23 protein-coding genes are annotated in these 22,871 nt (G+C 60.4%); 1 reads left to right on the top strand and 22 read right to left on the bottom strand.

All coding sequences use genetic code 11. The annotated features are described in order from the left end of the window. Positions 1 to 79: 79 nt before the first annotated feature. From PH551_RS14220 to PH551_RS14195, 6 genes are all read right to left on the bottom strand, one after another. Positions 80 to 433: a hypothetical protein gene (locus tag PH551_RS14220; protein WP_009996042.1), complete on the bottom strand. Its 354-nt coding sequence runs from the start codon at positions 431 to 433 to the stop codon at positions 80 to 82. 176 nt (positions 434 to 609) lie between these two features. Next, the gene (locus PH551_RS14215) at positions 610 to 1,698 is read right to left on the bottom strand and encodes an ABC transporter ATP-binding protein (protein ID WP_085776988.1); all 1,089 of its coding nucleotides are present in this window, start codon (positions 1,696 to 1,698) and stop codon (positions 610 to 612) included. Between the two features lie 21 nt (positions 1,699 to 1,719). After that, positions 1,720 to 3,372 carry a beta-galactosidase BglA gene (gene bglA / locus PH551_RS14210; RefSeq protein WP_085776987.1) on the bottom strand — a complete coding sequence of 551 codons (1,653 nt, stop codon included), beginning with the start codon at positions 3,370 to 3,372 and terminating at the stop codon, positions 1,720 to 1,722. A 33-nt stretch (positions 3,373 to 3,405) separates the two neighbouring features. Continuing rightward, on the bottom strand, positions 3,406 to 4,569 hold the full coding sequence (locus tag PH551_RS14205) for a carbohydrate ABC transporter permease (protein WP_285193469.1): 1,164 nt from the start codon (positions 4,567 to 4,569) through the stop codon (positions 3,406 to 3,408). A 1-nt stretch (position 4,570) separates the two neighbouring features. Beyond that, positions 4,571 to 5,584, bottom strand: coding sequence for a carbohydrate ABC transporter permease (locus PH551_RS14200; RefSeq protein ID WP_285193468.1), 1,014 nt, complete (start codon positions 5,582 to 5,584; stop codon positions 4,571 to 4,573). Between the two features lie 184 nt (positions 5,585 to 5,768). Further along, entirely contained in the window at positions 5,769 to 7,130 is a 1,362-nt protein-coding gene (locus PH551_RS14195) for an ABC transporter substrate-binding protein (protein ID WP_285193467.1), read from the bottom strand. Positions 7,131 to 7,423: 293 nt separating this feature from the next. Here PH551_RS14195 and PH551_RS14190 point away from each other — a divergent pair, with 293 nt between their 5' ends. Next, positions 7,424 to 8,452 carry a LacI family DNA-binding transcriptional regulator gene (locus PH551_RS14190; RefSeq protein WP_285193465.1) on the top strand — a complete coding sequence of 343 codons (1,029 nt, stop codon included), beginning with the start codon at positions 7,424 to 7,426 and terminating at the stop codon, positions 8,450 to 8,452. On the opposite strand, the gene folD is transcribed toward PH551_RS14190, so the two are convergent. From folD to PH551_RS14110, 16 genes are all read right to left on the bottom strand, one after another. Then, positions 8,453 to 9,352: a bifunctional methylenetetrahydrofolate dehydrogenase/methenyltetrahydrofolate cyclohydrolase FolD gene (gene folD / locus PH551_RS14185; protein WP_285193464.1), complete on the bottom strand. Its 900-nt coding sequence runs from the start codon at positions 9,350 to 9,352 to the stop codon at positions 8,453 to 8,455. It abuts the gene before it with no gap. 121 nt (positions 9,353 to 9,473) lie between these two features. Beyond that, positions 9,474 to 11,237 carry a GumC domain-containing protein gene (locus PH551_RS14180; protein ID WP_285193463.1) on the bottom strand — a complete coding sequence of 588 codons (1,764 nt, stop codon included), beginning with the start codon at positions 11,235 to 11,237 and terminating at the stop codon, positions 9,474 to 9,476. Positions 11,238 to 11,408: 171 nt separating this feature from the next. Then, the gene (locus PH551_RS14175) at positions 11,409 to 12,248 is read right to left on the bottom strand and encodes a WecB/TagA/CpsF family glycosyltransferase (protein ID WP_183702705.1); all 840 of its coding nucleotides are present in this window, start codon (positions 12,246 to 12,248) and stop codon (positions 11,409 to 11,411) included. Between the two features lie 293 nt (positions 12,249 to 12,541). After that, entirely contained in the window at positions 12,542 to 13,078 is a 537-nt protein-coding gene (locus PH551_RS14170; protein ID WP_085776979.1) for a hypothetical protein, read from the bottom strand. Continuing rightward, the gene (locus PH551_RS14165) at positions 13,078 to 13,443 is read right to left on the bottom strand and encodes a hypothetical protein (RefSeq protein ID WP_003556590.1); all 366 of its coding nucleotides are present in this window, start codon (positions 13,441 to 13,443) and stop codon (positions 13,078 to 13,080) included. The genes PH551_RS14170 and PH551_RS14165 overlap by 1 nt, the downstream gene beginning before the upstream one ends. A gap of 11 nt (positions 13,444 to 13,454) precedes the next feature. Beyond that, positions 13,455 to 14,018, bottom strand: coding sequence for a rod-binding protein (locus PH551_RS14160; RefSeq protein ID WP_285193462.1), 564 nt, complete (start codon positions 14,016 to 14,018; stop codon positions 13,455 to 13,457). A 31-nt stretch (positions 14,019 to 14,049) separates the two neighbouring features. Further along, entirely contained in the window at positions 14,050 to 14,463 is a 414-nt protein-coding gene (locus PH551_RS14155; RefSeq protein WP_085776977.1) for a hypothetical protein, read from the bottom strand. A gap of 7 nt (positions 14,464 to 14,470) precedes the next feature. Further along, positions 14,471 to 15,223 (bottom strand): flagellar biosynthetic protein FliR, encoded by a 753-nt coding sequence (fliR, locus tag PH551_RS14150; protein WP_285193461.1) that lies wholly within the window; start codon positions 15,221 to 15,223, stop codon positions 14,471 to 14,473. Further along, on the bottom strand, positions 15,220 to 17,307 hold the full coding sequence (gene flhA, locus PH551_RS14145) for a flagellar biosynthesis protein FlhA (RefSeq protein ID WP_085776975.1): 2,088 nt from the start codon (positions 17,305 to 17,307) through the stop codon (positions 15,220 to 15,222). The genes fliR and flhA overlap by 4 nt, the downstream gene beginning before the upstream one ends. A gap of 89 nt (positions 17,308 to 17,396) precedes the next feature. Beyond that, complete coding sequence (fliQ, locus tag PH551_RS14140) at positions 17,397 to 17,663, bottom strand: flagellar biosynthesis protein FliQ (RefSeq protein WP_011424049.1); 267 nt, start codon at positions 17,661 to 17,663, stop codon at positions 17,397 to 17,399. Positions 17,664 to 17,753: 90 nt separating this feature from the next. Next, positions 17,754 to 18,179: a flagellar hook assembly protein FlgD gene (gene flgD / locus PH551_RS14135; protein WP_085776974.1), complete on the bottom strand. Its 426-nt coding sequence runs from the start codon at positions 18,177 to 18,179 to the stop codon at positions 17,754 to 17,756. After that, complete coding sequence (gene flbT / locus PH551_RS14130) at positions 18,170 to 18,619, bottom strand: flagellar biosynthesis repressor FlbT (protein WP_012482697.1); 450 nt, start codon at positions 18,617 to 18,619, stop codon at positions 18,170 to 18,172. Before flbT ends, flgD begins: the two co-directional genes overlap by 10 nt. After that, complete coding sequence (gene flaF, locus PH551_RS14125) at positions 18,616 to 18,963, bottom strand: flagellar biosynthesis regulator FlaF (RefSeq protein WP_064800698.1); 348 nt, start codon at positions 18,961 to 18,963, stop codon at positions 18,616 to 18,618. The genes flbT and flaF overlap by 4 nt, the downstream gene beginning before the upstream one ends. A gap of 31 nt (positions 18,964 to 18,994) precedes the next feature. After that, the gene (locus PH551_RS14120) at positions 18,995 to 20,047 is read right to left on the bottom strand and encodes a flagellar hook-associated family protein (RefSeq protein ID WP_285193460.1); all 1,053 of its coding nucleotides are present in this window, start codon (positions 20,045 to 20,047) and stop codon (positions 18,995 to 18,997) included. Between the two features lie 3 nt (positions 20,048 to 20,050). Next, the gene (gene flgK, locus PH551_RS14115) at positions 20,051 to 21,538 is read right to left on the bottom strand and encodes a flagellar hook-associated protein FlgK (RefSeq protein ID WP_085776972.1); all 1,488 of its coding nucleotides are present in this window, start codon (positions 21,536 to 21,538) and stop codon (positions 20,051 to 20,053) included. A gap of 19 nt (positions 21,539 to 21,557) precedes the next feature. Then, on the bottom strand, positions 21,558 to 22,862 hold the full coding sequence (locus PH551_RS14110) for a flagellar hook protein FlgE (protein ID WP_085776971.1): 1,305 nt from the start codon (positions 22,860 to 22,862) through the stop codon (positions 21,558 to 21,560). Positions 22,863 to 22,871: the final 9 nt, after the last annotated feature.

Genomic DNA, 22,871 nt, shown 5'->3' with positions numbered 1-22,871 from the left:
AACGCCCGGAGCAAACAAAAACCCGCGGGGTGCGCACGAAGCACCCCGCGGGTTTTCTGTATCAGGTCCGGTGATATCCTCAGGCGCGGATATCGAGAACGTAATCCTTGTGCGCCGGGTGCGTGCTGTAGACGAAGATCTTGTTGAGTTCCTTCTGGGTCAGCAGTCGCAGGAAACGCACCTCGATCGTGTTGTTGGCATTCACCTTCATCAGCAGGCAACCGACCTTGGTGATGCGGGCATCCGGAATATCCAGATAGAACTGCTTCGGCAGGTTGAACTGGGTCAGGATGGCGAGCGTCGCGCTGCTCATCGAGATGCGGACGATATCGCAGCGGCGCGAAGCCGCGTGCATGACGCCCTTTTCCGTATATTCGATGCGCGCGGCATTCATTGTGTCCTCCATCTTGAACCGCGCCTCGCGGTCATACATGAAGGATTCTTCCTTGCTCAGGAAGTGAGGTCTTGGCTGTGATGGATTGGAAGCGGCCACGTGCTTGTCCCCCTCGTAAATCGACTGGGAAAAGGTAGCAGCCGATCTTTAACAGAAAGTGAGAATTCGGCCCGTCCCGCACAATTTCTGGTGTTATTACCCCAAAAATGGCTTCCTCATTTCCGATAGGTGTGGCCGGTCGCGTCAAAGAGATGCAGCTTCTGCCGATCGGCGGCAAAGCGCATCTTCTGGCCCTTATGGACATCGTAAATGCCCGGCAACTTGACAACGATCGGCTCACCGGGAACCAGGCCCTCGATATAAAGCAGCGTCACTTCGCCGAGCGCCTCGACGATCGAGACTTCGCCCTCGAAAACATAGTCGCTCCCGTCGGCGATCCTCAGATCTTCGGGACGAACGCCGAAGCTCGCCTGCTTGCCTTTCTCGGAAGCTTCGGTCGCCACATCTAATGTCACCGACATGCCGCCGGTCAGCGTTACGGTCGTCTGGCTGCCGGTCCCGGCAATCGTCGCCGGAATGATGTTCATGGCGGGCGAGCCGATGAATTTGGCGACGAAGAGGTTGGCGGGGCGCTCGTAGAGTTCCAGCGGCGCGCCGACCTGCTCGATATTGCCGGCCGAGAGGACGACGATACGGTCGGCGAGCGTCATCGCCTCGACCTGGTCGTGGGTGACGTAGATCATCGTCGTATCGGCCATCTGCTCGTTGAGACGGGCAATTTCGATACGGGTGGCAACGCGCAGCGCTGCATCGAGGTTGGACAACGGCTCGTCGAACAGGAAGACCTTGGGATCACGGCAGATGGCGCGGCCGATTGCCACGCGCTGGCGCTGGCCGCCCGACAACGCCTTCGGCAGGCGGTCGAGATATTTGGTCAGCTGCAGGCTCTCGGCCGCCGCGCGGACACGGCGGTCGATCTCCTGCTTGCTTTCGCCGGCGATCTTCATGCCGAAGGCCATGTTGTCGTAGACGGTCATGTGGGGGTAGAGCGCGTAGGATTGGAAGACCATGGCGATGCCGCGCTTCGACGGCGGCACGTCGTTGACGAGCTGGCCGTCGATATACATCTCGCCGCCGGTGATCGCCTCGAGACCGGCAATCATGCGCAGAAGCGTGGACTTGCCGCAACCGGACGGACCTACGAAGACGATGAATTCGCCCTGCTTGATATCGAGGTCGATACCATGGAGAACATCCACGGAACCGTAGGATTTGCGGATGTCCTTCAGTGTCAGTCCAGTCATTTGTCACTCCCCTCCTGATCCTTAGGCGAGACGGGCGAAATACGCCCCCCAGGCCGGAATATCGATCTTGTCGCCATAGTTGTTGCTGGTAAAGCCATGGCCCGTCAATGCCTGCCATTCTCCCGCAGGCAGAGTGACGCCGGTCTCGGCCGGGCTCATGTTGAAAATGCAGAGCAGCTTTTCATCGCCGTATTCGCGGGTGAAGACCAGGCTGTCGCCCTGCGCCTCCTCGAATTCGATTTCACCCTTGGCAAAGGCCGGATGCAACTTGCGAAAGGCAATGAAGCGGCGATAGTGCTCCAGCACCGAAGTCTCATCGCCCTGCTGGACGTTGACCGCGCGCAGGATGTGCTCGACCGGCACCGGCAGCCAGGGCTTGACGGTTGAAAAACCGCCCTGGGCGACGTGGCTGTCCCAGACCATCGGCGTGCGGCAGCCGTCGCGGCCCTTGAACTCAGGCCAGAACTGAATGCCATAAGGATCCTGCAGATCCTGATAGGCGAGATCGGCTTCCGTCAGCGCCAGTTCCTCGCCCTGGTAGAGGCAGACGGAGCCGCGCAGCGTCAAGAGCAGCGAGGCATAGAGTTTGGCGAAGGCGTCGTGATCGGCGACCAGCCCGCCCCAGCGGCTGACGTGACGCATGACGTCATGATTGGAGAAGGCCCAGCAGGCCCAGCCATCGGGTGCGGCAGCTTCGAAATCCTCCATCACCTCCTCGACGCGCTCCGGCGTCAGTGGATCGGGCGCCAGGAACTCGAAGGCATAACACATGTGCATCTTGTCATTGCCGGAGGTATATTCGCCTACGATTTCGAGGCCGCGCTGGCTGTCACCCACCTCGCCGACGGCGGCGATTGCCGGGAACTCTTCGAGCACGGCGCGGAAACGCTTCAGGAAGGCAAGGTTCTCCGGCCGGTTCTTGTCGTAGATATGCTCCTGGAAGTTATAGGGATTGACCGCCGGCGCCGTCGAGGCGTTGCGCCGCTCGGGCGCAAGCGCCGGATTGTCGCGCAAGAGCGGGTCGTGGAAATAGAAATTGATGGTATCGAGGCGGAAACCGTCGACGCCGCGATTGAGCCAGAAGCGCACGACATCGAGCAGACGATCCTGCACTTCCGGGTTATGCAGGTTCATATCCGGCTGCGAGGTCAGGAAATTGTGCAGGTAATACTGCATGCGCGTCGGGTCCCACGCCCATGCGGAGCCGCCGAAGATCGACAGCCAGTTATTCGGCGGCGAGCCATCGGGTTTTGCGTCGGCCCAGACATACCAATCAGCCTTGGCATTGGTCTTGCTGGAACGGCTCTGCACGAACCAGGGGTGCTGGTCCGAGCTGTGGGAGATGACGAGGTCGATCATCACGCGGATTCCGAGGCGATGGGCCTCTGATATCATCGTGTCGAAATCCACCAGCGTGCCGAAGATCGAATCGACATTCTCGTAATCGGAAACGTCGTAACCGAAATCGCGCATCGGCGAGGTGAAGAAGGGCGAGATCCAGATCGCGTCGACGCCGAGGCTCGCCACATGCGGCAGGCGGGCGGTGATGCCCTTCAGATCGCCGATACCGTCGCCGTTCGAATCCTGGTAGGAGCGCGGATAGATCTGATAGATCACCGCGCCGCGCCACCAGTCCTTGTCGGCGGTCAAGATCGATTGGGAAGCCACATTCATAAGATATCCTGTTCGTCACATTTCGGGGGATTGTCAGCCGCCCTTGACCGAACCCGCCAGCAGACCACGCACTAGATAACGCTGCAGTCCGAAGAAGACGAGCAGCGGCACGACGATAGTGACGAAGGCCGACGCCGTCAAAATCTCCCAATTGCCGCCGCGCGAGCCGAGCAGCGCGTTCAGCCTGCCGGTCAGCACGAGGTGATCCTGATCGGTGCCGAGGAAGACCATGGCGACGAGCAGGTCGTTCCATACCCACAGGAACTGGAAGATGGCGAAGGAGGCGAGTGCCGGGAAGGACAAGGGCAAAACGATACGGGTGAAAATCTCGAAGTCGCTCGCGCCGTCTACGCGGGCGGATTCGATGATCTCCTTCGGCAGGCCGGCAATATAGGCCCGCAGGAGAAAGATGGCGAGCGGCATGCCGAAGGCGGTGTGCGCGAACCAGATACCGGGATAGGTCTTCGACGGCTGGCCGAGCATATTGCCGATCTCGTTGTAGAGGCGAAGCAGCGGAATCAGCGACATCTGCAGCGGCACGACGATGAGGCCGACGACGAGGGCAATCAGCAGCGCGCGGCCGGGAAACTCCATCCAGCTCAGGGCATAGGCGGCAAAAGCGGCAATCAGGATCGGGATGATCGTCGCCGGGATCGTCACCGTCAGCGAATTGATAAAGGACTGGCCGATGCCTTCGCCGGTCAGAACCGTTTTATAGTTCTGCAGCGTGAATTGCGGCGGCGCCGAGACGGACACGTAGATGCGCCGCGGCCGCTCGTCAGGTGAAAAGGCCGTGTTCTTCGTATAGCGATAGCTGCCGTCGCTGTTGATCTGCAGCATTTCGCCATCACCGAGATCGGCGGTCTCGCCGGCTTCGAAAGCGGCCGGCTGCTGCACGCGGTTGCCGAAGGCTTTTACCGAGCGGCCGGTCTGCCCTTCCAGCACATTGCCTGAAATGACGTAAGTGGCGCCTTCCTGCTTTTGCTGATCGGGCGTGCCCAGGCGGACGGCGACGGTCTGCGTCGAGCCGCCAAAGGCCGTCCACCATCCGGAGACGACGATCTGGTCCTTGTCGCGCAGCGCGCTGACGAAGATGCCGAGCGTCGGGATCAGCCAGATGATGACGATCAGCAGAACGGCAAGGTGAACGAAGAGACGGGCGGGACCGATCTTGAAGTAGCTTCCGACAGCGGTCATCTCAATGGCCCTTCAGTTCGCGGTTAGCACGGCGCACGTTCCAAATCATGATCGGCGTGACGGCAAGCATGATGATGATGGCGATGACGGCGCTTCGGCCGGAATCGCCGCCGCCGCGGAACATCCAGTCGAACATCAGGTTCGCCAGCACCATTGTCTGCCACTGGCCGTTCGTCATGGTCAGCACGATGTCGAAGACCTTGAGGACGAGGATGGTGATCGTCGTCCAAACCACGGCGATGATGCCCCAGACCTGCGGCACCATAATGCGCCAGAAGATCTGCCAGCCATTGGCGCCGTCGATGACGGCGGCCTCGATCGTCTCTTCCGGGATGCCGCGTAGCGCCGCCGAAAGGATGACCATGGCGAAACCGGTCTGGATCCAGATCAGGATGATCATCAGGAAGAAATTGTTCCAGAAAGGAACCGAGATCCAGACTTCCGGCGTGCCGCCGAAAAGCTGGACGATGGCGTTCAGCAAGCCGATCTGGACGTCGTTACCGCCGCGATATTCATAGATGAATTTCCAGATGACCGATGCGCCAACGAAAGAGATCGCCATCGGCATGAAGACGATGCTCTTGGCGATATTGCCCCACCAGATGCGGTCGGTCATCACGGCGATGACAAGGCCGAAGAAGGTGCAGGCGGCCGGCACGACGGCAAGCCAGAGGATGTTGTTGAAGATCGACTGGCGGAATTCGCGGTCCCCAATCGCCCATTTGTAGTTGGCAAGGCCGACGAACTGCAGACCGGTGCGGTCGTAGAAGGAGAGGATGAAGGTCGCGACGACGGGATAAACGAGGTAGACGAAAAGCAGGAACAGCGCCGGCCCGATGAACAACCACGGCCGGATCAGTGCGCGCCGGTTGAGGTTGCGCGATGCGGCGCGGATGTCGCCATCCTTAACCGGCAGAGCCAGATCCAGAATCTTGTTCGAAAAATAGAAATAGGCCGAGCACGCGACAACGGCCACGACCACGACGCCCAACGCGGACACTATCTGCAACAGCATTTCGCCCTCCCCTGCTTCCCCTGATTTCATTCCGACCGGATTTTATTCCGACGGATCAAGGCCGGCCACCGTCAATCTGTTTGATTGCCCAGTCACAATATATCCCGCGAAGGCCGGGCTCTTTGAGAACCCGGCCAGTCACGCAGGCCATGCCGCCGGCAAACCGGCGGCATCGTATTAACGATTATTTGATGCCGTCCCAGGCGCTCTGGATTTCGCCGGCCGCCTCTTCGGCAGTCTTGCCGCCGACGAAATCGACCATGCCCGTCCAGAAGGCGCCTGCGCCGATCTTGCCCGGCATCAGGTCGGAACCGTCAAAGCGGAAGGTGGTGGCCGACGTCAGGATCTCGCCTTCCTTCTTCATCTGCGGATTGGCATAGGCCTCCGTGCTGACGCCCTTGTAGGGTGTCAGGAAGCTCGACTGCGCCATCCAGACCTCGTGTGCGATCGGGGTCTTCAGGAAATCGATGAAGGCGCGGGCCGTTTTCGAGTCCTTGGTGATCGAGACGAGCGTACCGGCGCCGAGCACCGGCTTGCCGAGCTCGGGATGCGAAGCATAGGTCGGCATATAGAAGAAGTCGGCGTCCTGTCCGAGCTTCGTGCCCTCAGGGAAGAAGGAGGGTATGAACGAGGCCTGATGGTGCAGGTAGCACTTCGGCGGAACGGTGAAGAGGCCCTTCGGGCTGTCGCGGAAATCGGTCGAAGCCACGGCTGCGACACCACCGTTTACATATTTCTCGTTTTTGGCGAACTTGCCGAATTCATCGATCGCGGCAATTACGGCCGGATCGGTGAACTTCAGCTCGTTGGTCGTCCACTTGTCGTAGGCTTCCGGCGGCTGCATGCGCAGCATGATGTCCTCGACCCAATCGGTCGCCGGCCAGCCGGTCGCGCCGCCGGAACCGAGACCGATGCACCAGGGAACGCCGCCATCCTTGACGATCTGGTCGGTCAGGGCATGGAGCTCTTCCATGGTCGTCGGGATCTTATAGCCGGCTTCCTCGAAATTCTCCGGCACGTACCAGACGAGCGACTTGACGTCGGCCTTATAAGGGAAGGCATAGAAGGCTTCCTTGCCGTCCTTGCCCTTGTAGGTGCCATAACCGACCCAGCTGTCGCCGGCGCCGTAATTGTCCTTGATCCACTTGGAATTGTCGTCGCCGAGCGGCGTCAGGAAGCCCTTGCCGGCGAGATCGGCCAGCAGCCCCGGCTGCGGCAGAACAGCGATGTTCGGCGGCGAGCCTGCCTGCGTGTCGATGACGATCTGTTGTTCGTAGTTTTCGGAAGAGGAATATTTGACGTCGATTCCGGTCGCTTCGGTGAAATAGGCGAGAACGCTCCGGAAGAACGCCTCGTCCTCACCGCGCCACGGGCCGAAGATCGTCAGCGGCTGCCCCTTCAGGTCGGCATGAGCGGCCTTGAATTCGTCATAGCTCTTCCAGTTGAACTTGGCATCTTGTCCCGGCGCAAACTTCAGATCGGCCGCGGACGCAGCACCGGCAAAAAGCGCCGCCACGGCAACGCTCATCAAAAATGACTTTTTCATGTGATCAACCTCCCATCACAAACTCAACAGCGCCAAACTTCTTCAACGGAAATTTTCAAAGCGCTTTGGCACCCAACTCATTCCACTTTCGGTGGAGCGAAGTCAAGTCATTTCGCGAAAAGCCGCCGCAGACATGCGGAATGGCGCCGTCCACGGGTTTCTCTTGGGCAATATGGAGCGATTTTCCTTGAGTCAAGCGCGCCAAATGAATACATAATTGAAAGCGCTTTGGATGTCGCTGGGAGGCGGCTTGCCTGTGGAGGCGCCAAGCGGGCCGGGAGGAAGCATAGCAGGTGAATCTCAAACAGCTATCGGAATTGCTGGGGCTTTCGCAGACGACAGTGAGCCGAGCCCTCAACGGCTATCCCGAGGTCAACGAAGCGACCCGGGAGCGCGTGCTCCAGGCCGTCAAAGAAACCGGATACCGGCCGAACAAGGCTGCCCAGCGGCTTGCGACCGGCAAGGCGGGCTCGATCGGCCTCGTCATGCCGACGGCGCCGGGCCATCAGTCCGACGTGCATTTCGGCGAATTTCTGGCTGGACTCGGCGAGGAGGCCGTGCGCCACGATTTTCACTTCGTCATCATGCCATCCGACCCGGACGACGAGGTGGCGGCGCTCCGGCGCCTTGCGATCAGCGGCAATGTCGACGCGCTGTTCGTCGCCTATATGCGCGGCCACGACCCGCGGCTTCCCATGCTGAAATCCCTCTCCATGCCCTATGTCGTGCATGGCCGCTCCTTCGGGACGGATCCGGACTATCCCTACCTCGACATCGATAATGAGGGCGCCTTCTACGATGCGACGCGGCTCCTGCTGCAGCTCGGTCATACGCGCTTTGCGCTGATGAACGGGCCAATGCATCTGGATTTCGCGATTCGCAGGAGGAATGGCGTGACAGCCGCTCTTGCCGAGCGCGGGCTCACTCTCGACGAGGATTGCATCAGCCATGCGTTGATGACCGATGAGCAGGGCCTGCTTTCGATGGAGCGCTTCCTGCAGCTGCCGAACCGCCCGACGGCAATCCTCTGCTCCAGCACGGTACTGGCGCTCGGGGCGATCCGCGCAGTGAACCAGGCCGGATTGCGGCTCGGCGAAGACATTTCGCTGATCGCCCATGACGACGTGCTGCCGCTGTTGAAACCCGAGAGCTTTTCGGTGCCGCTGACGACGACACGCTCCTCGCTCCGGGCGGCGGGTGTGCGCATCGCGCAGCGGCTGATCGGCACGGTGAAACAGGCCGGCCCCTTTCCCGAACAGGAGCTCTGGAAAACCGAACTGATCGTCAGGGCCTCGACCGGCCCTGCCCCGCGGCAGGCTTAATCAGAACTGCGGCGGCGTCTGCCCTGCGGCCCGGTGGGCGGCGATGACAGTATTGGCCATCAGCATGGCGATGGTCATCGGACCGACACCGCCTGGAACGGGAGTGATGGTGCTGGCGATCTCGGAGACTTCGCCGAAGGCAACGTCGCCGACGAGCCGGGTCTTGCCCTCGCCTCTTTCGGGGGCCGCCACACGGTTGATGCCGACGTCGATCACCGTCGCACCGGGCTTGACCCAGTCGGCCCTGACCATTTCCGGCCGGCCGACGGCGGCGACCAAGATATCGGCATTGCGGCAGACCTCGGCGAGATTTTTGGTCCTGGAGTGAGCGATCGTCACCGTCGCATTGGCGTTGAGCAGCAATTGCGCCATCGGCTTGCCGAACAGGTTGGAACGGCCGATGACGACGGCATTGAGCCCGGAGAGATCCTCGCCATGGGTGCGGCGGACGAAGACCATGGCGCCGGCCGGCGTGCAGGAGACCAGCCCGGTCTTCAGGTCGCCGGTGGCGAGCTTGCCGGCATTGACGACGCTGAGGCCATCGACATCCTTTTCCGGAAGGATCGACTGGATGATCGGCTCACTGTCGAGCGGCTTCGGCAAGGGCAACTGCACCAGGATGCCGTGGATCGATGGATCGGCATTGAGGGCGGCGACGAGGCCTGCCAGCTCCTCCTGTGTCGTCTCAGCCGGCAGCGTGTGCTGAACGGACTTGAAGCCGCATTCCTTGGCCATGCGGCTCTTGGAGCCGACATAGGCATGGCTTGCCGGATCGTCGCCGACGATGATGACCGCAAGGCCTGTCGTGACGCCGCTCATCTTTTCCAGCGCTGCCGTCGCACTCTTGACCGTCTGAATTACCGATGCAGCTACGTTCTTGCCGTCGATTACTGTCGTCACGCGTCTCTCCGCCCTGTTTTGCGTCAATCTAGGAATAGTTGACGAGCGTCAAATGCCCGCTAACGCCCTATCCTGTCGGAAAGCGGCAAGGCAATATCAAATTTGCAAGGAAATGGGTGCTTCAGCGCCGCGGTTGCCGCGTTTCCATCACATGAACCCGAAGCCGGTCCCGCAGGCCTGAGATTTCGGAGCGCAGCTGCGCGATCTCGTCGACCGCCGCCGGGGCTGGCACGGGCAATGGCGGCGGAGAAGCAACGGGCGGAGATGCCGGCAACTCCGTTGCCGGAGACGCGACGGATTTGCGCAAGGACAGCAGGAAAGCCAGGGCAAGGCCTATTGCCAGGCCCGTGGCGGCGCCGGCCAGAGCGCGGCCGGTCAGACCACTCTTTGCCGATATCGCCGATGTCAGCGGTGGTTTCAAAACGGTGATATGGCCGTCGCCGGCTGTCGCCGATGCGGACGTCGCATCATCCAGGCGCGAGCGGGCGGCATTCGCCTTCTCTCGCAGTTCGGTCAGCCGCGACAGATCGACGCCGGTATCCCGGCTCTGGGCGATCAGCGTGTTGCGGCGGTCGTTCAGGCCCTTGCGTGCATCGACCGCAGCCTTGGCGGCGGCATTGGCGACCTGTGTGAGCCGGGCAAGCTCCCTGCCCATGTTCTCCTTGAGGCCGTCGGTTTCGGCCTGCTGTTGCAACAGGCGCGGATGACGCGGGCCAAGCTCAGCCGAAAGCTGCGCAAGCGTCGTCCTGGCGACCGCATATTTGTCGCGCCAGTCCTGCATCGCCGGCGAGAGCATGTCGGAGGGCAACGAACCGTCCAGCACGCCGGCAAGCTTCGCCGCCTTCAGCCGGTCGGCCTGCGCCTTGGCCGCGAGAATGTTCTGGTCTGCCTCTTTCAGATCGGCATCGAGCCGGTCGATCTGGCGGCGAAGATCGATCGCCACCTTGACGTTGCCTTCGCCGCTCTTTGCCGTGAAGGCGGCAAGCTCCGCCTGAGCCTCGTCATAGGCCTTGCGTAAAACCGCGTCGGTTTCGGCGTTGCCGCCGCGTGCGTCGCCGCCCGCTGCCTCGGCAAGCCTTGCGGCGATGCGGGTGGATTTGGCGCCGTCGCCGGTCGTCACCCGCACCCGGATCGTGCCGGCGGCGGCATCGGGCACAATCTCGACTGCACGTCTCAGCGCGACCTCGGCGCGCGAGGCCGGATCGGCGGCAGCACCGGTCGCCGAGAGAAGATCGAGCGCAACGGCGAACGCATTGGCTCCCGTGCCGACGAATTCGGGATCGTGATCGAGCTTCAGGGTGGCGACCGTCGACGCAGCCACGCGCGCCGACAGCAGTCCCTTCGCCGCAGCCTGCGTGAAAGCGGCGCGGCTTGCGGCATCCGTTCTCACAGCAAGTGTCGTTTCGGCGCGGTAGAGGACGGGCGCAGCCGGCATCAGCATCGGCAGGCCGGCGCCCAGAATCGTTGCGGCGGCGACCGTTACCGCAAGGCCGGCCCTGTCCGCGCGGCGATGCAGTGCTGCCGGGCGGGGCTCGAGCGTTTCCTGATGAATTGCGGCAAGCGGTTCGACCGAAATCGCCGGCTCTCCGGCGGAAGCCACCGGCTCCTCATATCGCGCTGGTTCCGGCGGAAGACGATGGCCGACATCGTTGGCAGCCCGGAGGCGGTTGCCGAGAATTGTTTCGATGCGGTCGACGAGCGGCGCCTCGGGCGCCGCCCTCATGCGCTGCTCTTCCAGCACACGGCCGATGGCGCGCAGCAGGTCGGCTTCGGGCGGGGCGATATCCGGTCCGTTTGATCGGGGCGGCCGATAGGGATCGTCATGGGCGCGCGGCCTTGCGGCTGCGTGATCGAGAAAACTACTTCTGGCCCTGCTATCGTACATTTGCGCCACATCTCATGCACATGATGGCCGAGTTTACTCATCCGCATGCGAAGCAGATGATTAAGTCACTCTAAATATTCATGGCAAAGAAATGGTTAACCGCAGCCGGCAAGAATTGCGGTCCGATTCTCGATAGCGCTGCTGCGCGTCAAACGCGCGGACACTGCAGGCTCAGCTCGCCTTCTTGCGATCGGCCGCCGGCTGCACGACGTTGCGGGCCTCTTCCGGATGGCTGAGCATTCTTTCGCGCCGGCGGAAGCGGTAGCGCAGGACATGAAAGAGGAAGACCGGAATGCCGACGATGTAGCGCCGCCACAGGCGCGCGGGCTCCTGTATCAGGCGATAGGCCCATTCCAGACGCATCATCCGTACGGTCTTCGGCGCCCGCGGCACGGCGCCGGAGACGAAGTCGAAGAGCGCGCCCACCGTCAGCACCAGGCGCGCATGGTCGGCACGGATATTGTCATGAACCCATTTCTCCTGCAGCGGCGTCCCCATGCCGACGATCAGAATATCGAGTTTCTGGCGCTCGACCTCCTCGATGACATCCGTGGAGTCGACCTTGTCGAAAAATCCATCGGAAATAACCACAAACTCATGCCAGGGCGTGTGCTTGCGGAAATTTTCCGCCGCCGCCTCGACGACCGAGCGCTTGCCTCCGATGAGACCGATGCGGCGCGGGGTCTCCATGAAGGTGAGCAGGGCCGGCACGAAGTCGGTGCCGTTCAGATTGGCGGGAAATGGCCCACCATGGGCGATCTGCGATGCTATATTGAGGCCGATACCATCCGGCAGCACCAAGTTGTGCGACATGATCCGGTAATATTCATCGTCGCGCAGCGCCGTCAGCATGTTATGGGCGTTGACGAAGCAAACCACGGTCTGGCCGACGGGAATGGACGCCAGCTCGTTGATAAAAACGAGGGCATCGTCCCAGCCGAGATCGCAGACCGGCAGATCGAAGATCGTCCGCCGCGACGCAAGCACCGCGAAGTTTGCAATCAAATTCATTCCTACCTCCTGCCGTGGGTGCGTCATGCGCCCGAAATCCCGGAAAACAAGCCCATATTTCCGCACCCCGGAGGTCTCGAAAGAACCGGTCGCGTCACGCATGGACGGCGTCGCCCCGATCGCGGAAAACGGCGCATGCCAAGCTGTGCCACCTGATATAGCAGGACGGTTTCAAACAACCCTTAGGAAAATTCCTTGGATTTTGATGCTCGCATAAGTAGTTTGTTAACCAAAGGCGGCCCAACGACAAACGGCGCCCGAAGGCGCCGTTTGTGCATCGATGATCGGTTGCTTCAATGTGCGGGGGCCGATGCTTCCTCGGCTGGGGCGCCCTCGACGATCTTGACCGGTGCGCCGAGCTTCTTCGGTTGACCGGCCGAATTTTCCTTGACCTCTTCCTTGGAGAGATAATCGAGCTGCTCCAGCATCACGTCAGCGACATACTCGCCGCCGAGGCGCTCGTTCATGCCCTTCCTGATCTCCTCGCGAAAGGCTTTCGGGTTGAAAGATTTGATGTGGGCAAGATCGACCATCTTGTTGCCGACGAGCAGGCTGAAAAGTTCGTCGGTCGTCATCTCGGTGAGCGGCAAGGTCACGCCCTTCAGCATGTCCTTGTTCATCATGAAGGAAATGCGGCCGAGAAAATAACCGGTGATCGCACCGTCGCCGATGACCGGCACAGTGATCGTTTCACCCTTCACCAGTTCGAGCGCGCTCTGCTTGGAATCCGTTGCTGCGGGTGCCGGCGCCGTCGCCAGGTACACCGAAAAATAGACCGAGGCCAAGGTGATGGCGCAAACCCAGATACCGGTAAGGACGAGCTTGACCATCAGTTTCCACGCGCGGCGAATTGTTCCTGGGAATAGGTGCCGTCGGCGTCGGCGTCCTGAACCGCATTCTTCAGGAGGTCGGCCACGGCACGAACCGCTTCGAGATGCGCCTCGACACGCCTGGCGTTCAGAACCAGTTTCTTTTTCAGGCCGTGCAGCTGATCGAGATGGGCAGCGGCAAGCTCGGCCGGATCGGTATCGCGGAAAAGCATCGACAGCTCGTAGAGGCAACGGCTCTTGTGCGCGTTGGAGACCTTGAGATCAAATTGCGGATCGTTGCCGATCCGGGTGTTCTCATTGTCGATGATCATCTCGAGGCGTCCGAGAACGGATTTGATCCTGTATTCGTTCGAAACTATTTCCATTGTGTCCTCGATCATGTGTCGCTTGCTGTCTTGGAGTCGGCGGTCGGCGTGCCGAAGGTCCTGCGCTGGAAGTCGTCGATCATGCTGAGCGCTGTGTTGCGGTCGCGATCATCGGTCGAAGCGTTGACGATCTTGCCTTCCTGGCGGCGCAGCTGCTCGCTGTACATCTGCTTGGCGATGCCGATGCCATCGCCCTTGGCCATGGTGTTGCCGAGCTGCTCGGCCATCATGCCCTTCCAGATGTCGCCGGTCGCGCCCTTGCCGTAAACGTCTTCGCTCTCGCTCGGCAGCATCGACTTGACGAAGTTCTGCAGCACCAGGGCCTCGAACTTCCGGTAGCTTTCCGGAACCTCCTCGGTCTTGGTGCGGTTCTGGATGTTGGAGAGACCGCTCTTCTGGCCGATGTGATCGAGAACGTCGACCGTATTGGAGAAGCCCTTGCCGTTCTCGGCGAGGCTCGTCGCGGCAAAAGCCGCACGGTTTGCCTTCAATTTTTCCTGGGCTGCCTGAACCTCCATGGGGTCGGCAGCTTTGACCACGTCCAGGACCAGATCACTGGGGGGCGAAATAGCCACGTTACAATCCTCTGAATTAAGATCGCAACGATTATGGTTTTTGAAGCTTGCTGGAGGCTGGCGTTGCGAATTGCTGATCGATTACATCGTAAACGGCATTGTCGTCGGCCTCGCGGCGCTCAGTGTCCAAGGCCTCTTTCATGCCCTCTTCGAGCCGATCGGCCTTGGCGCGCTCGCGCGACAGCCGCATCTCGTGGATCTGCTGCATGCCGGTCAGCTGCTGATCCTTGATGGTGAGCCGGCCGAATCGATCGGCATAATTCTGCGAGAAAGCGTGGTGGACGGGATCCATCGAGCCAAGCGCGACGATGACATCGTCCATCGCCGCATTGACCTCGATGCGTTGACGGCTGGTTTCGGCCAGATCGTTTTCCGCCATCCTTTCGATATGCCGCTGCACCGACAGGAGACGCTTGAGCTTCTGGGAGCGGCTCTTCTCGATCATGACAGCCTCATCGCCCGATATAGATCGAACTGAAGGCTTGGCCGAACTGGCTGACCAGCGCCGCAATCGAGATGTAAAGAAGGAAGAGCCCGCCCATCAGGAGGTAGGGCGTGGAAATGAAATAGACCGGGATCTGCGGCGCCAGCTTGTTGATGAAGCCGATCGAGACGTTGAAGATCATGCCGTAGATCAGAAAGGGGCTCGACAGCCGCAGCATGATGTAGGTCGTCTGCTCGAGCGTGTCGGTGAAGGAGATCAGCGTCGCGCGCATCTGCACCAGGCCGCCGAAAGGCATGGTCGTGTAGGAATCGATCAGGGCGCGGAAGACGATGTGATGGAAATCCATGATGAAGAGAATCATGATCCCGGCAAAGGTGATGAAGGCGGAAAGGCTGGTCTCGGGAGTGTCTTCGATGACATCGGCCGAACCCGGTTGGGTATAGCCGACCATCATGGCGAGGATCGTCGCAGCGAATTGCATGCCGAGCGTATAGAGTCTGGCCAGCATGCCGTACATCACGCCGATCAGTGATTCGCTGAAGATCAGGCCGATATAGGTCGCGGATCCCGTATGAACAGCGGGATAAACGGTGTCCCAGAGCAGCGGCATGACGGCGATCGACAGCGCGAGAGCAATGAAGACGCGCAGCTGCTCAGGCACGCGCACCGAGGAAAAACCCGGAAGAACCAGCACACAGCCGCCGATCCGGCAGAAAACCAGAAACAGCGCGAGAACCGTCCCTTGCGGGTCTGTTATCATGAAATCGAGCCCAAAATCTTTATTTCGATGCCCTTGGCCAATTCGACATGCGAAAGGACCGGGAGCGTGGCGAACAGCCGTTCGATGATCATGCGCACATAGGAGCGTGTTTCCGGCGACGTGACAAGGGCGAACGGCAGGCCGCGATCCATGAACTCACGGATAACTTTGCTGGCCTGCTCGCTGAACTCCTCCAGGCTGCGCGGATCGATATCGAATTCGATTACCTCGCCCTTGGCATCGCGCTTCAGCGCCTGGTGGAAGGCGAGATCCCATTTGCTGCCGAGGCGCAAGACACGCAAGACGCCATTATCGGCGAGATCGCCGCAGAGCTGCTGGGCCATGCGGATACGGACATGCTCGACGATCTGCTCGGTCTTCCTGACATGCGGGGCAAGCTCGGCCACCGCTTCGAGAATGAGATGCAGGTTGCGGATCGAAACGCGCTCGGCAAGCAGGAGCTTGAGCACCGCCTGCAGGCCGGAATAGGACATGTGCGACGAGCAGATCTCATCGGCAAGCTTCTTGTATTCCGGGTCGAGGCGGTCGATCAGCACCTTGACGTCCTTGTAGGATAGAAGTTGCGGCAGGTTGTTGCGGATGACCTCGCTCATGTGCGTGAGCACGACGGAGACGTTGTCGATCGGCTGGAAGCCTTCGCGTTTCAGATCGTCGGCGAAGTTTTCGAGGATCGAGACAGCCGGCATGCCGAAAGCGGGTTCGCGGATTTCGTCGCCGGGAATGCTCGGCTTGCGACCGGCGCCGGTGACGACCAGGACTTCACCTACGCGCAGCAGGTTGGATGCGACCGTCGTGCCATGGATGCGGATCTGATAGGACTTCTCGGGAATGGCGATGTCGTCCGTGACCTTGATTTCCGGCACGACGAAACCGTATTGGGTGGCGAACTTCTTGCGCATCTTGCCGACGCGGAACGCCAGTTCCTGGTGAGCGCCGAGCAGGCGGGTCGACACCATCTTGCCGAGCGCGAGCTCGATCTCGGAGGTGCGGAGCACCGACTTGACCGAATCCTTCTCCAGTTCCTTGCTCTGAACGACCTTCTTTTCCTCCTGTTCGCGGCGAAGCTTGTTTTCAGCCTCGACCTGCCGCGGAATGAACCAGGCGCCGAAGGCGAGAAGACCGCCGAGGACGGTGAAGGGAATGGTCGGCAGGCCCGGCATCAGGCCGAGAACAAACATCAAGACGGCCGAGACGGAGAGCGCGCGGGGATAGCCGCTCAGCTGGTTGACGACAGCCTGGTCCGTGGAGCCGGTCGTACCGCCGCGTGACACGAGAAGGCCGGCTGCGAGCGAAACGATGAGGGCCGGCATCTGCGAGACGAGGCCGTCGCCGACGGAGAGCTTGACGAAGACGTCGGCCGCTTCGCCAATCGGCATGCCATGGCGGAAATAGCCGATGATGATGCCGCCGAAGACGTTGATCGCGGTGATGATGAGGCCGGCGACGGCATCGCCGCGCACGAATTTCGACGCACCATCCATCGCCCCGAAGAAGGAGCTCTCCTCTTCGAGCTCCCTGCGCCGGCGCTGGGCTTCCTTTTCGTCGATGATGCCGGCCGAGAGATCGGCGTCGATCGACATCTGCTTGCCGGGGATGGCGTCCAAGGTGAAACGCGCGCCGACTTCGGCGATACGCGTGGCACCCTTGGTGATGACGATGAAGTTGATGGTGATGAGGATCAGGAAGACGATCAGACCGATGACGAAGTCGCCGGACATGACGAGACTGGCGAAACCGGCAATGACGCCGCCGGCCGCATCGTGGCCTTCATTGCCGTGGGACAGGATGACGCGGGTCGTCGCGATGTTCAGCGCCAATCGTGTCATCGTTGCGATCAGCAGAATGGTCGGAAAAGACGAGAAATCGAGCGGCTTCTGGATCCATAGCGCGACCATCAGGATCAGCACCGAGAAAGCAATCGAGAAGGCCAGCCCCATATCGATCAGGAACGGCGGGATCGGCAGGAAGAGAATGCAGATGATGCCGATGATGCCGAGGGCAAAACCGATATCGCGCAGGCTCGGGGCGACTTTCGGAAGGGGGAGTGCAGGTGGTTGCGCCATGACGATTCCGTCTCTTCATGAGAGGAGGCGGACATGAGTCCGCCCAATTCGGATCGAGAATTAAATGGCGAAGCTTGCGCGAAGGTGGCTCAGAAACCCGACTGAATGCGCGAAAAGACCAGATTGGTGAAAATGGAGATCTGCGAGCCGACGAAGGGGGCGGTGATTCCGACCACGACCAGCACCGCGACAATCTTCGGCACGAAGGTCAGTGTCGCTTCCTGTACCTGGGTCAGCGCCTGGATCAGCGCGATGACGAGACCCACCACCATCGCAGCGAGAACCGCCGGACCGGAGGCAATCAGGACCGTCCAGATTGCGGCCTGGAACAGATCCAATGCATCAGCTTCATTCATCTGAAGGCAACCTCATATCGCCTCGAAGCAGCCCCGTATGACAGGGCTGCGATTGATCGGCATTGTCAGGCGCGCTGACACCCCTTTGCGTCAGGAGCTGCTGCTCGGCGCCTCGTCGGCGACAGTGATTCCCGCCTGCACGAGTATCTTATCGCCATCCGTCGTCGTCGCAATGATGCCGTCGGAATAAACCTTGACGGAATCGATGACGCCTTTGACGGTGCCGTCGGCGCTTTCCATATATTTGCCGACATAGCTGCTGGCCTGGGTCAGGCTCGAGCTTGCCAGGAGCGTATCCAGCTTGGTGTTGGTCTGGATCGTCTGCTCGACCTGCGAGAAGGTGGCAAGCTGAGCGACCTGTTCGCTTGCATCCATCGGATCGGTCGGATCCTGGTTCTTCATCTGCGCGATGAGCAGCTGAAGGAAGTTGTCGTAGTTCAGCGTCGCCTTGCTCTGAGTTGAGCTCGAGCTCGTCGTGGTCGAACTCGTCACGCTTGACGTTGCGTCTACCGCCATGGTGCGATCTCCCTGCGAATTTGCTCGACCATCGTCGGCGGCAGTTCGTGATTGTTGAGGATATTGTCTTCGATCGCGTAGAGACCGCGGATCGCCTTCAAGGCGTCGAAGGCGCGGCCGGTCGACACAAGCGCATCGATCCGCTTCAGCTCAGCGAGGATCTCTTCGTTCTTGAAGCAGGTGAGCAGCATGGTGATCGACTTGCGGAACATCGCCGTCGAGTGGTCCTTGCCCTCGGGATTGATGAGGATCATCTGCGCGATGAAATAGAGCTGGCGCAGGGGCGTCGTTGCGCCTTCAGGCTGGAGGACGTGATTCTCGAGAAGGAACGTCACATCGTTCAGGAATTCCAGCGCGACCTTGCGGTCGACACGCAGGACGGCGCCGTTGATGAAGATTCTTTCTCCGGCCTTCAGAGAAATGCGAAGTGTACTTTTCATTTAAGTCCATCCCTGATGATGGTGGTAACGTCGATGATGCCCTGGTAGTTATTAGACAGACGTTTTCTGATCCTGTCGCATTCCTTCAATATCCAGATCGCAATCGAGATGAGGTTAGCCCTGAGCTGGATATCCAGCTGGTTTTCCGGATGTTTCAGATCCTCGATAAAGCTGATCCAAACCCGGCGCGTATAAAACAGGGCTTCGATGGCTTCCCGACCGTATTTTTCCTTGTCGCGCGCCAACGCCAGCAGTTCTATGGACCGGTCAAGAACCTGCCATTCCCGCTCTTTCGCGTCGGCCACCGAGTCCTGCATGACTTCGGCATATGAGAACTGATACATTCATGCATCCTTCTGTGCGCGCCTTTGATCATCAAAGGTAGTTTACGAGACTCAACTGCTGGATCTTCGAGACGATCGTGTAAGCGGTTTCAAGCTGCGTTTCCAAAGTCTTGACGAGGGTCGAGGCTTCGTAGGGATCGACGCCCTGGAGATCGACCAGCTTGTTCTTGATGATGTTCGACTGAGCGTCGAGAGCGTCATTGGACTTCTTGACGCGCTCCTGGGAGAGGCCAAGCTGACTTGCCTGCGTCACGAGGCCGCTTGTGGCCTTGGCCGTGTAGCTGATGGCCTGCTTGGACACCGTCGTCATTGCATCGGTGCTGAGGTTCTGGCCGAGCAGGGCGGTGGTCATGACCGAAGCAAGCGCCAAATAACGCATGCCTTCGGAATTGGCATTGGTCGAAGATTCGATCACTTCCGAGTTGCTGATGCGGCTCGTCATGTTCTGACTCGACGCCTGCGACCAGCCGGTCCCCCCAGCCGTCCAGTTCGCTTCGCTGAACATCGGCTCGACCGTCGACGTGATGAAGGTCCCCATTTCAGCGCCGGTGAGGTCGCTGACCGCTTTCGGCGGAACGAGACCGGCCGCATAAGTGTTGAGCGCAGTAACGATGGCGGCGCTCGTGGCCGTCGTCTTGTCGGTCAGCGGCTGCACGTCCGTGTTGATGCCGGAGAACAGATATTCCCCGTTCACCATGGTGTTGGCCGTATCCATCATGGTCGAAAGTGCGCTGGTGGCCGACTGAATGGCGACGGTTATGCTGCCCGGATCGTGGCTACCCTGCAGCGCCGTCAGCTTCGAAACGAGGCCATCGCCGACGTCCTTCATCTTGGAAAGACCGAGCTGCGAGGATTCCATGCGTGCGCTGACGAGCGAATTGCTTGATTTGATTGAATCGATTCTGTCAGTCTCGCGGGTGAAATCTACGCTTCTGGCTGCATTGCCGCCGAGCGAGACGCCGATATCCGCATAGACCCCCGTCGTCGCTTCCATCGTCGCCTTCGTCATCTGGTTCTGCGCCTGACGGATCGTCAACCGCATTGCATTCTGAATGGCCGAACTTGAAATAAATGAGCTCTTCATGGCTTAACTCGCAATATCCAGCAATGACTTCAGCATTTCGTCTACGGCGTTCAGAATCTTGGTCGCCGCTTTGTAGGACTGCTCGATATCAAGGAGCAGCGTCAACTCCTCGTCGAGGTTGACGCCGGTCTCATTGGAATAGGCTTCGTCGGAGCGCGACAGTGCCGCCGAAGTGTTTTCGGCCGCCGTCGTCGCGTTGCTGCGGTACTGCTCGAGCCAGCCGAGGGAATTCGTGGCATATTCCATGATGCTGACATTGGAATCGATGCCCGTCGTGGCGTCGAAGCCGACCGGCGCTCCAGCTGCCGGGTCGAAATCCATGTCGGATGTCATCGCCGTATAAAGGCGGTCGAGCTCAGCCGTATAACCGCTGACGCCTGACGTGTTCAGGACGACGCCGGCGGCGTTGACGCCACCATCGCGCAGACGCATCGGATCGCCGCCCTGCGAGGTGATTACGCGGGTGCTGACCGTGATGGTCGACGCCATCCCGGCAACCGCGGTGGCGCCAGTATCGACCGTGCCGCCGCTCCAGGTGAAGAGGCCTGGCACATAGGCCGGGGGCCCTGCAGTGTTCTGCTCCTTGAAGAGCGAGACGAGGCCGCGGGCGATTTCGTCGAGCTGCTTCTGGAAGTTGGGGGCAATCTCGTCGCGAATCTGCAGGAGCGACTGGAGGCTTCCCTGCCCCGTCGTCGTCGAACCCTTGCCGAGCGGCAGCGCAACACCGTCGATATAGACAGAATTGCCGATCGTGGTGGCGGTATAGATATCCTGGGACTTGAACGTCACCTTGCGCGGGATCGTCTCGAAGAGGATCGTTCCGTCCGGCGTGCTCAGCACCATGTCGTTGTTGTCGCGCGTCGTCGCACTGACGCCGACGATTTGCGAAATCTGCTTTAGAACTTTTTCGCGTTCATCGAGAGCGCCGGATGCATCCGTACCGGAGGCAGTGGCGGTCTTGACCGCATTGTTAGCCTTCTCGAACTGGCCGAGGAGCGTATTCAGCGTATCGACGGCGGTGGTGATTTCCTTGTCGGCGTTGGCGCGAACGTCCTGAACGGACTGCGAGGCATTGTTCAGCGAGTTGGCGACGTCCTGGGCGGCGGTGATGGCCCCCTGAGCGGCGACGGTGCTGCCCGGCGAGGTTCTGAAAGCCTGCAGTTTCTGTTGGAAAACACCGAGATAAGTCGACGGCGAGGTTTCGTAGTCGTTGCCACCCATGATCGATTTGAGATCTTCGAGGCCGCCCAGCAGGGTCTGCTGAGCGCTGTCCTGAGAGGATGTCTTCAGATACTGGCGCAGCAGGGCGTCTTCCTGTGCCCGGTTGATCTGGACGACCTGCGCGCCATTCAGAGACGTGGTGAGCATCGCCTGCCGGCGCACATAATCTTTATTGCCCGCATTCGAGATATTGTTCGATACGACACTGCTCTGCGTGCCGGTATTGTTGAATATGTTCTGCGCGGTATTAAGTGCGGACGTGAGCGACATGGCTTACCCGTTACCCTACTTATCTCTTGAGGTTGACGAGGACGTCCATGATGTCGGACCCCGTCTGGAACACTTTCGAATTGGCGGTGTAGCTGCGTTGCGCTTCGATCATCTCGGTCAGTTCGCCGGCAAGATCGACGTTCGAACCTTCCAGAGCGCCTGACTTGATCGTGCCGAGGCCGTTGGTTTGAGGGAAGCCGGTGACGGTAACGCCCGACTGGCCATTGGCACTGTAGACGTTGCCGCTCATCAGCGTCAGCTTGTCCGGGCTTGCGACATTGGCGAGCGGAATACGATAGAGCGGCTTGGTGCTGCCGTCTTCGTATTTGGCGTAGACGATGCCATCGCCATCGATCGTGACATCCTTGACCGGGCTCGCCGCCTGGCCGTTCGGTGTACCGGTGCCGGCAAAGGCGGCGCCCAGCTGCGTGAAGCCGGAGAGATCCATGTTGATCGATAGAGCATTCGTCGTATCGGCAATGGTGAGGGCGCCGCCGGTCAGCATCTTGCCGTTGCGGTCGAATGTAAGGTTTCCGGAGGCGACAACGGCGCCGGCGCCGCCGGTGTAAGGGAAGGAGGTCGTACCGCCCGACGCCGCATCGGCGTTGCGGAAGACCGCGACCTCCCAAGTGCTCGCCGTGCCGGTTGCCGGCGGCGGTGTCACGACCGAGGTCTTGGTGAAGTAGAAGTCGTACATCACCTTGTTGCCGAGATGGTCGTAGGCGACCATCGAAAACTTCTTGGTGTCGGCCGTCGTGGTGGCGGCGTTCGCGCTCGGCAGCGTCGCCGGAGCGACCGGAGCGATATTGGCGCCGGAATCGAGATTGCCCTTGAAGACACCCGATGTCGAGGCGATCGCGGTCAGCCCCTCCTGATTGACGTTGACGGGAACGAGGCCATCGAAGCCGTTGACTACGACGGCGGGAGCGCCGGAGTCGTAGGAATAACCCATCAGCTGGAAGCCGGCGGCATTGACGAGATTGCCTTCGTCGTCCTTCTGGAAGTCGCCGGCTCGGGTCAGGACCGGGGTGCCGTCGGGACCCTGGACGATGAAGAAGCCGTCGCCCGAAATCGCAAGATCGGTGGTGGAGGTCGTGTAAGAAATATCACCCTGATCGGAGACGGCCTGGCGCACGGAGGTCTGAACGCCGCCGGAATTGTAGTTGCCGCCCGAGGAGGGAAGAACCAACGAGGAGAAGCTCGTCGATACGGCCTTGTAACCGGTGGTGTTCACGTTGGCGATGTTGTCGGAGACGGTGCTGAGGCGGTTGGCCTGCGCGTTCATGCCCGACACTGCCGTCTTCATGCTGCCGAAAATGCTCATCTGAAAACC

This window comes from Rhizobium atlanticum, from assembly GCF_030182485.1.
Lineage (GTDB): Bacteria > Pseudomonadota > Alphaproteobacteria > Rhizobiales > Rhizobiaceae > Rhizobium.
The sequence above is the reverse complement of the archived record's forward strand: the minus strand, read 5'-3'. Positions and strand labels throughout refer to the sequence as shown.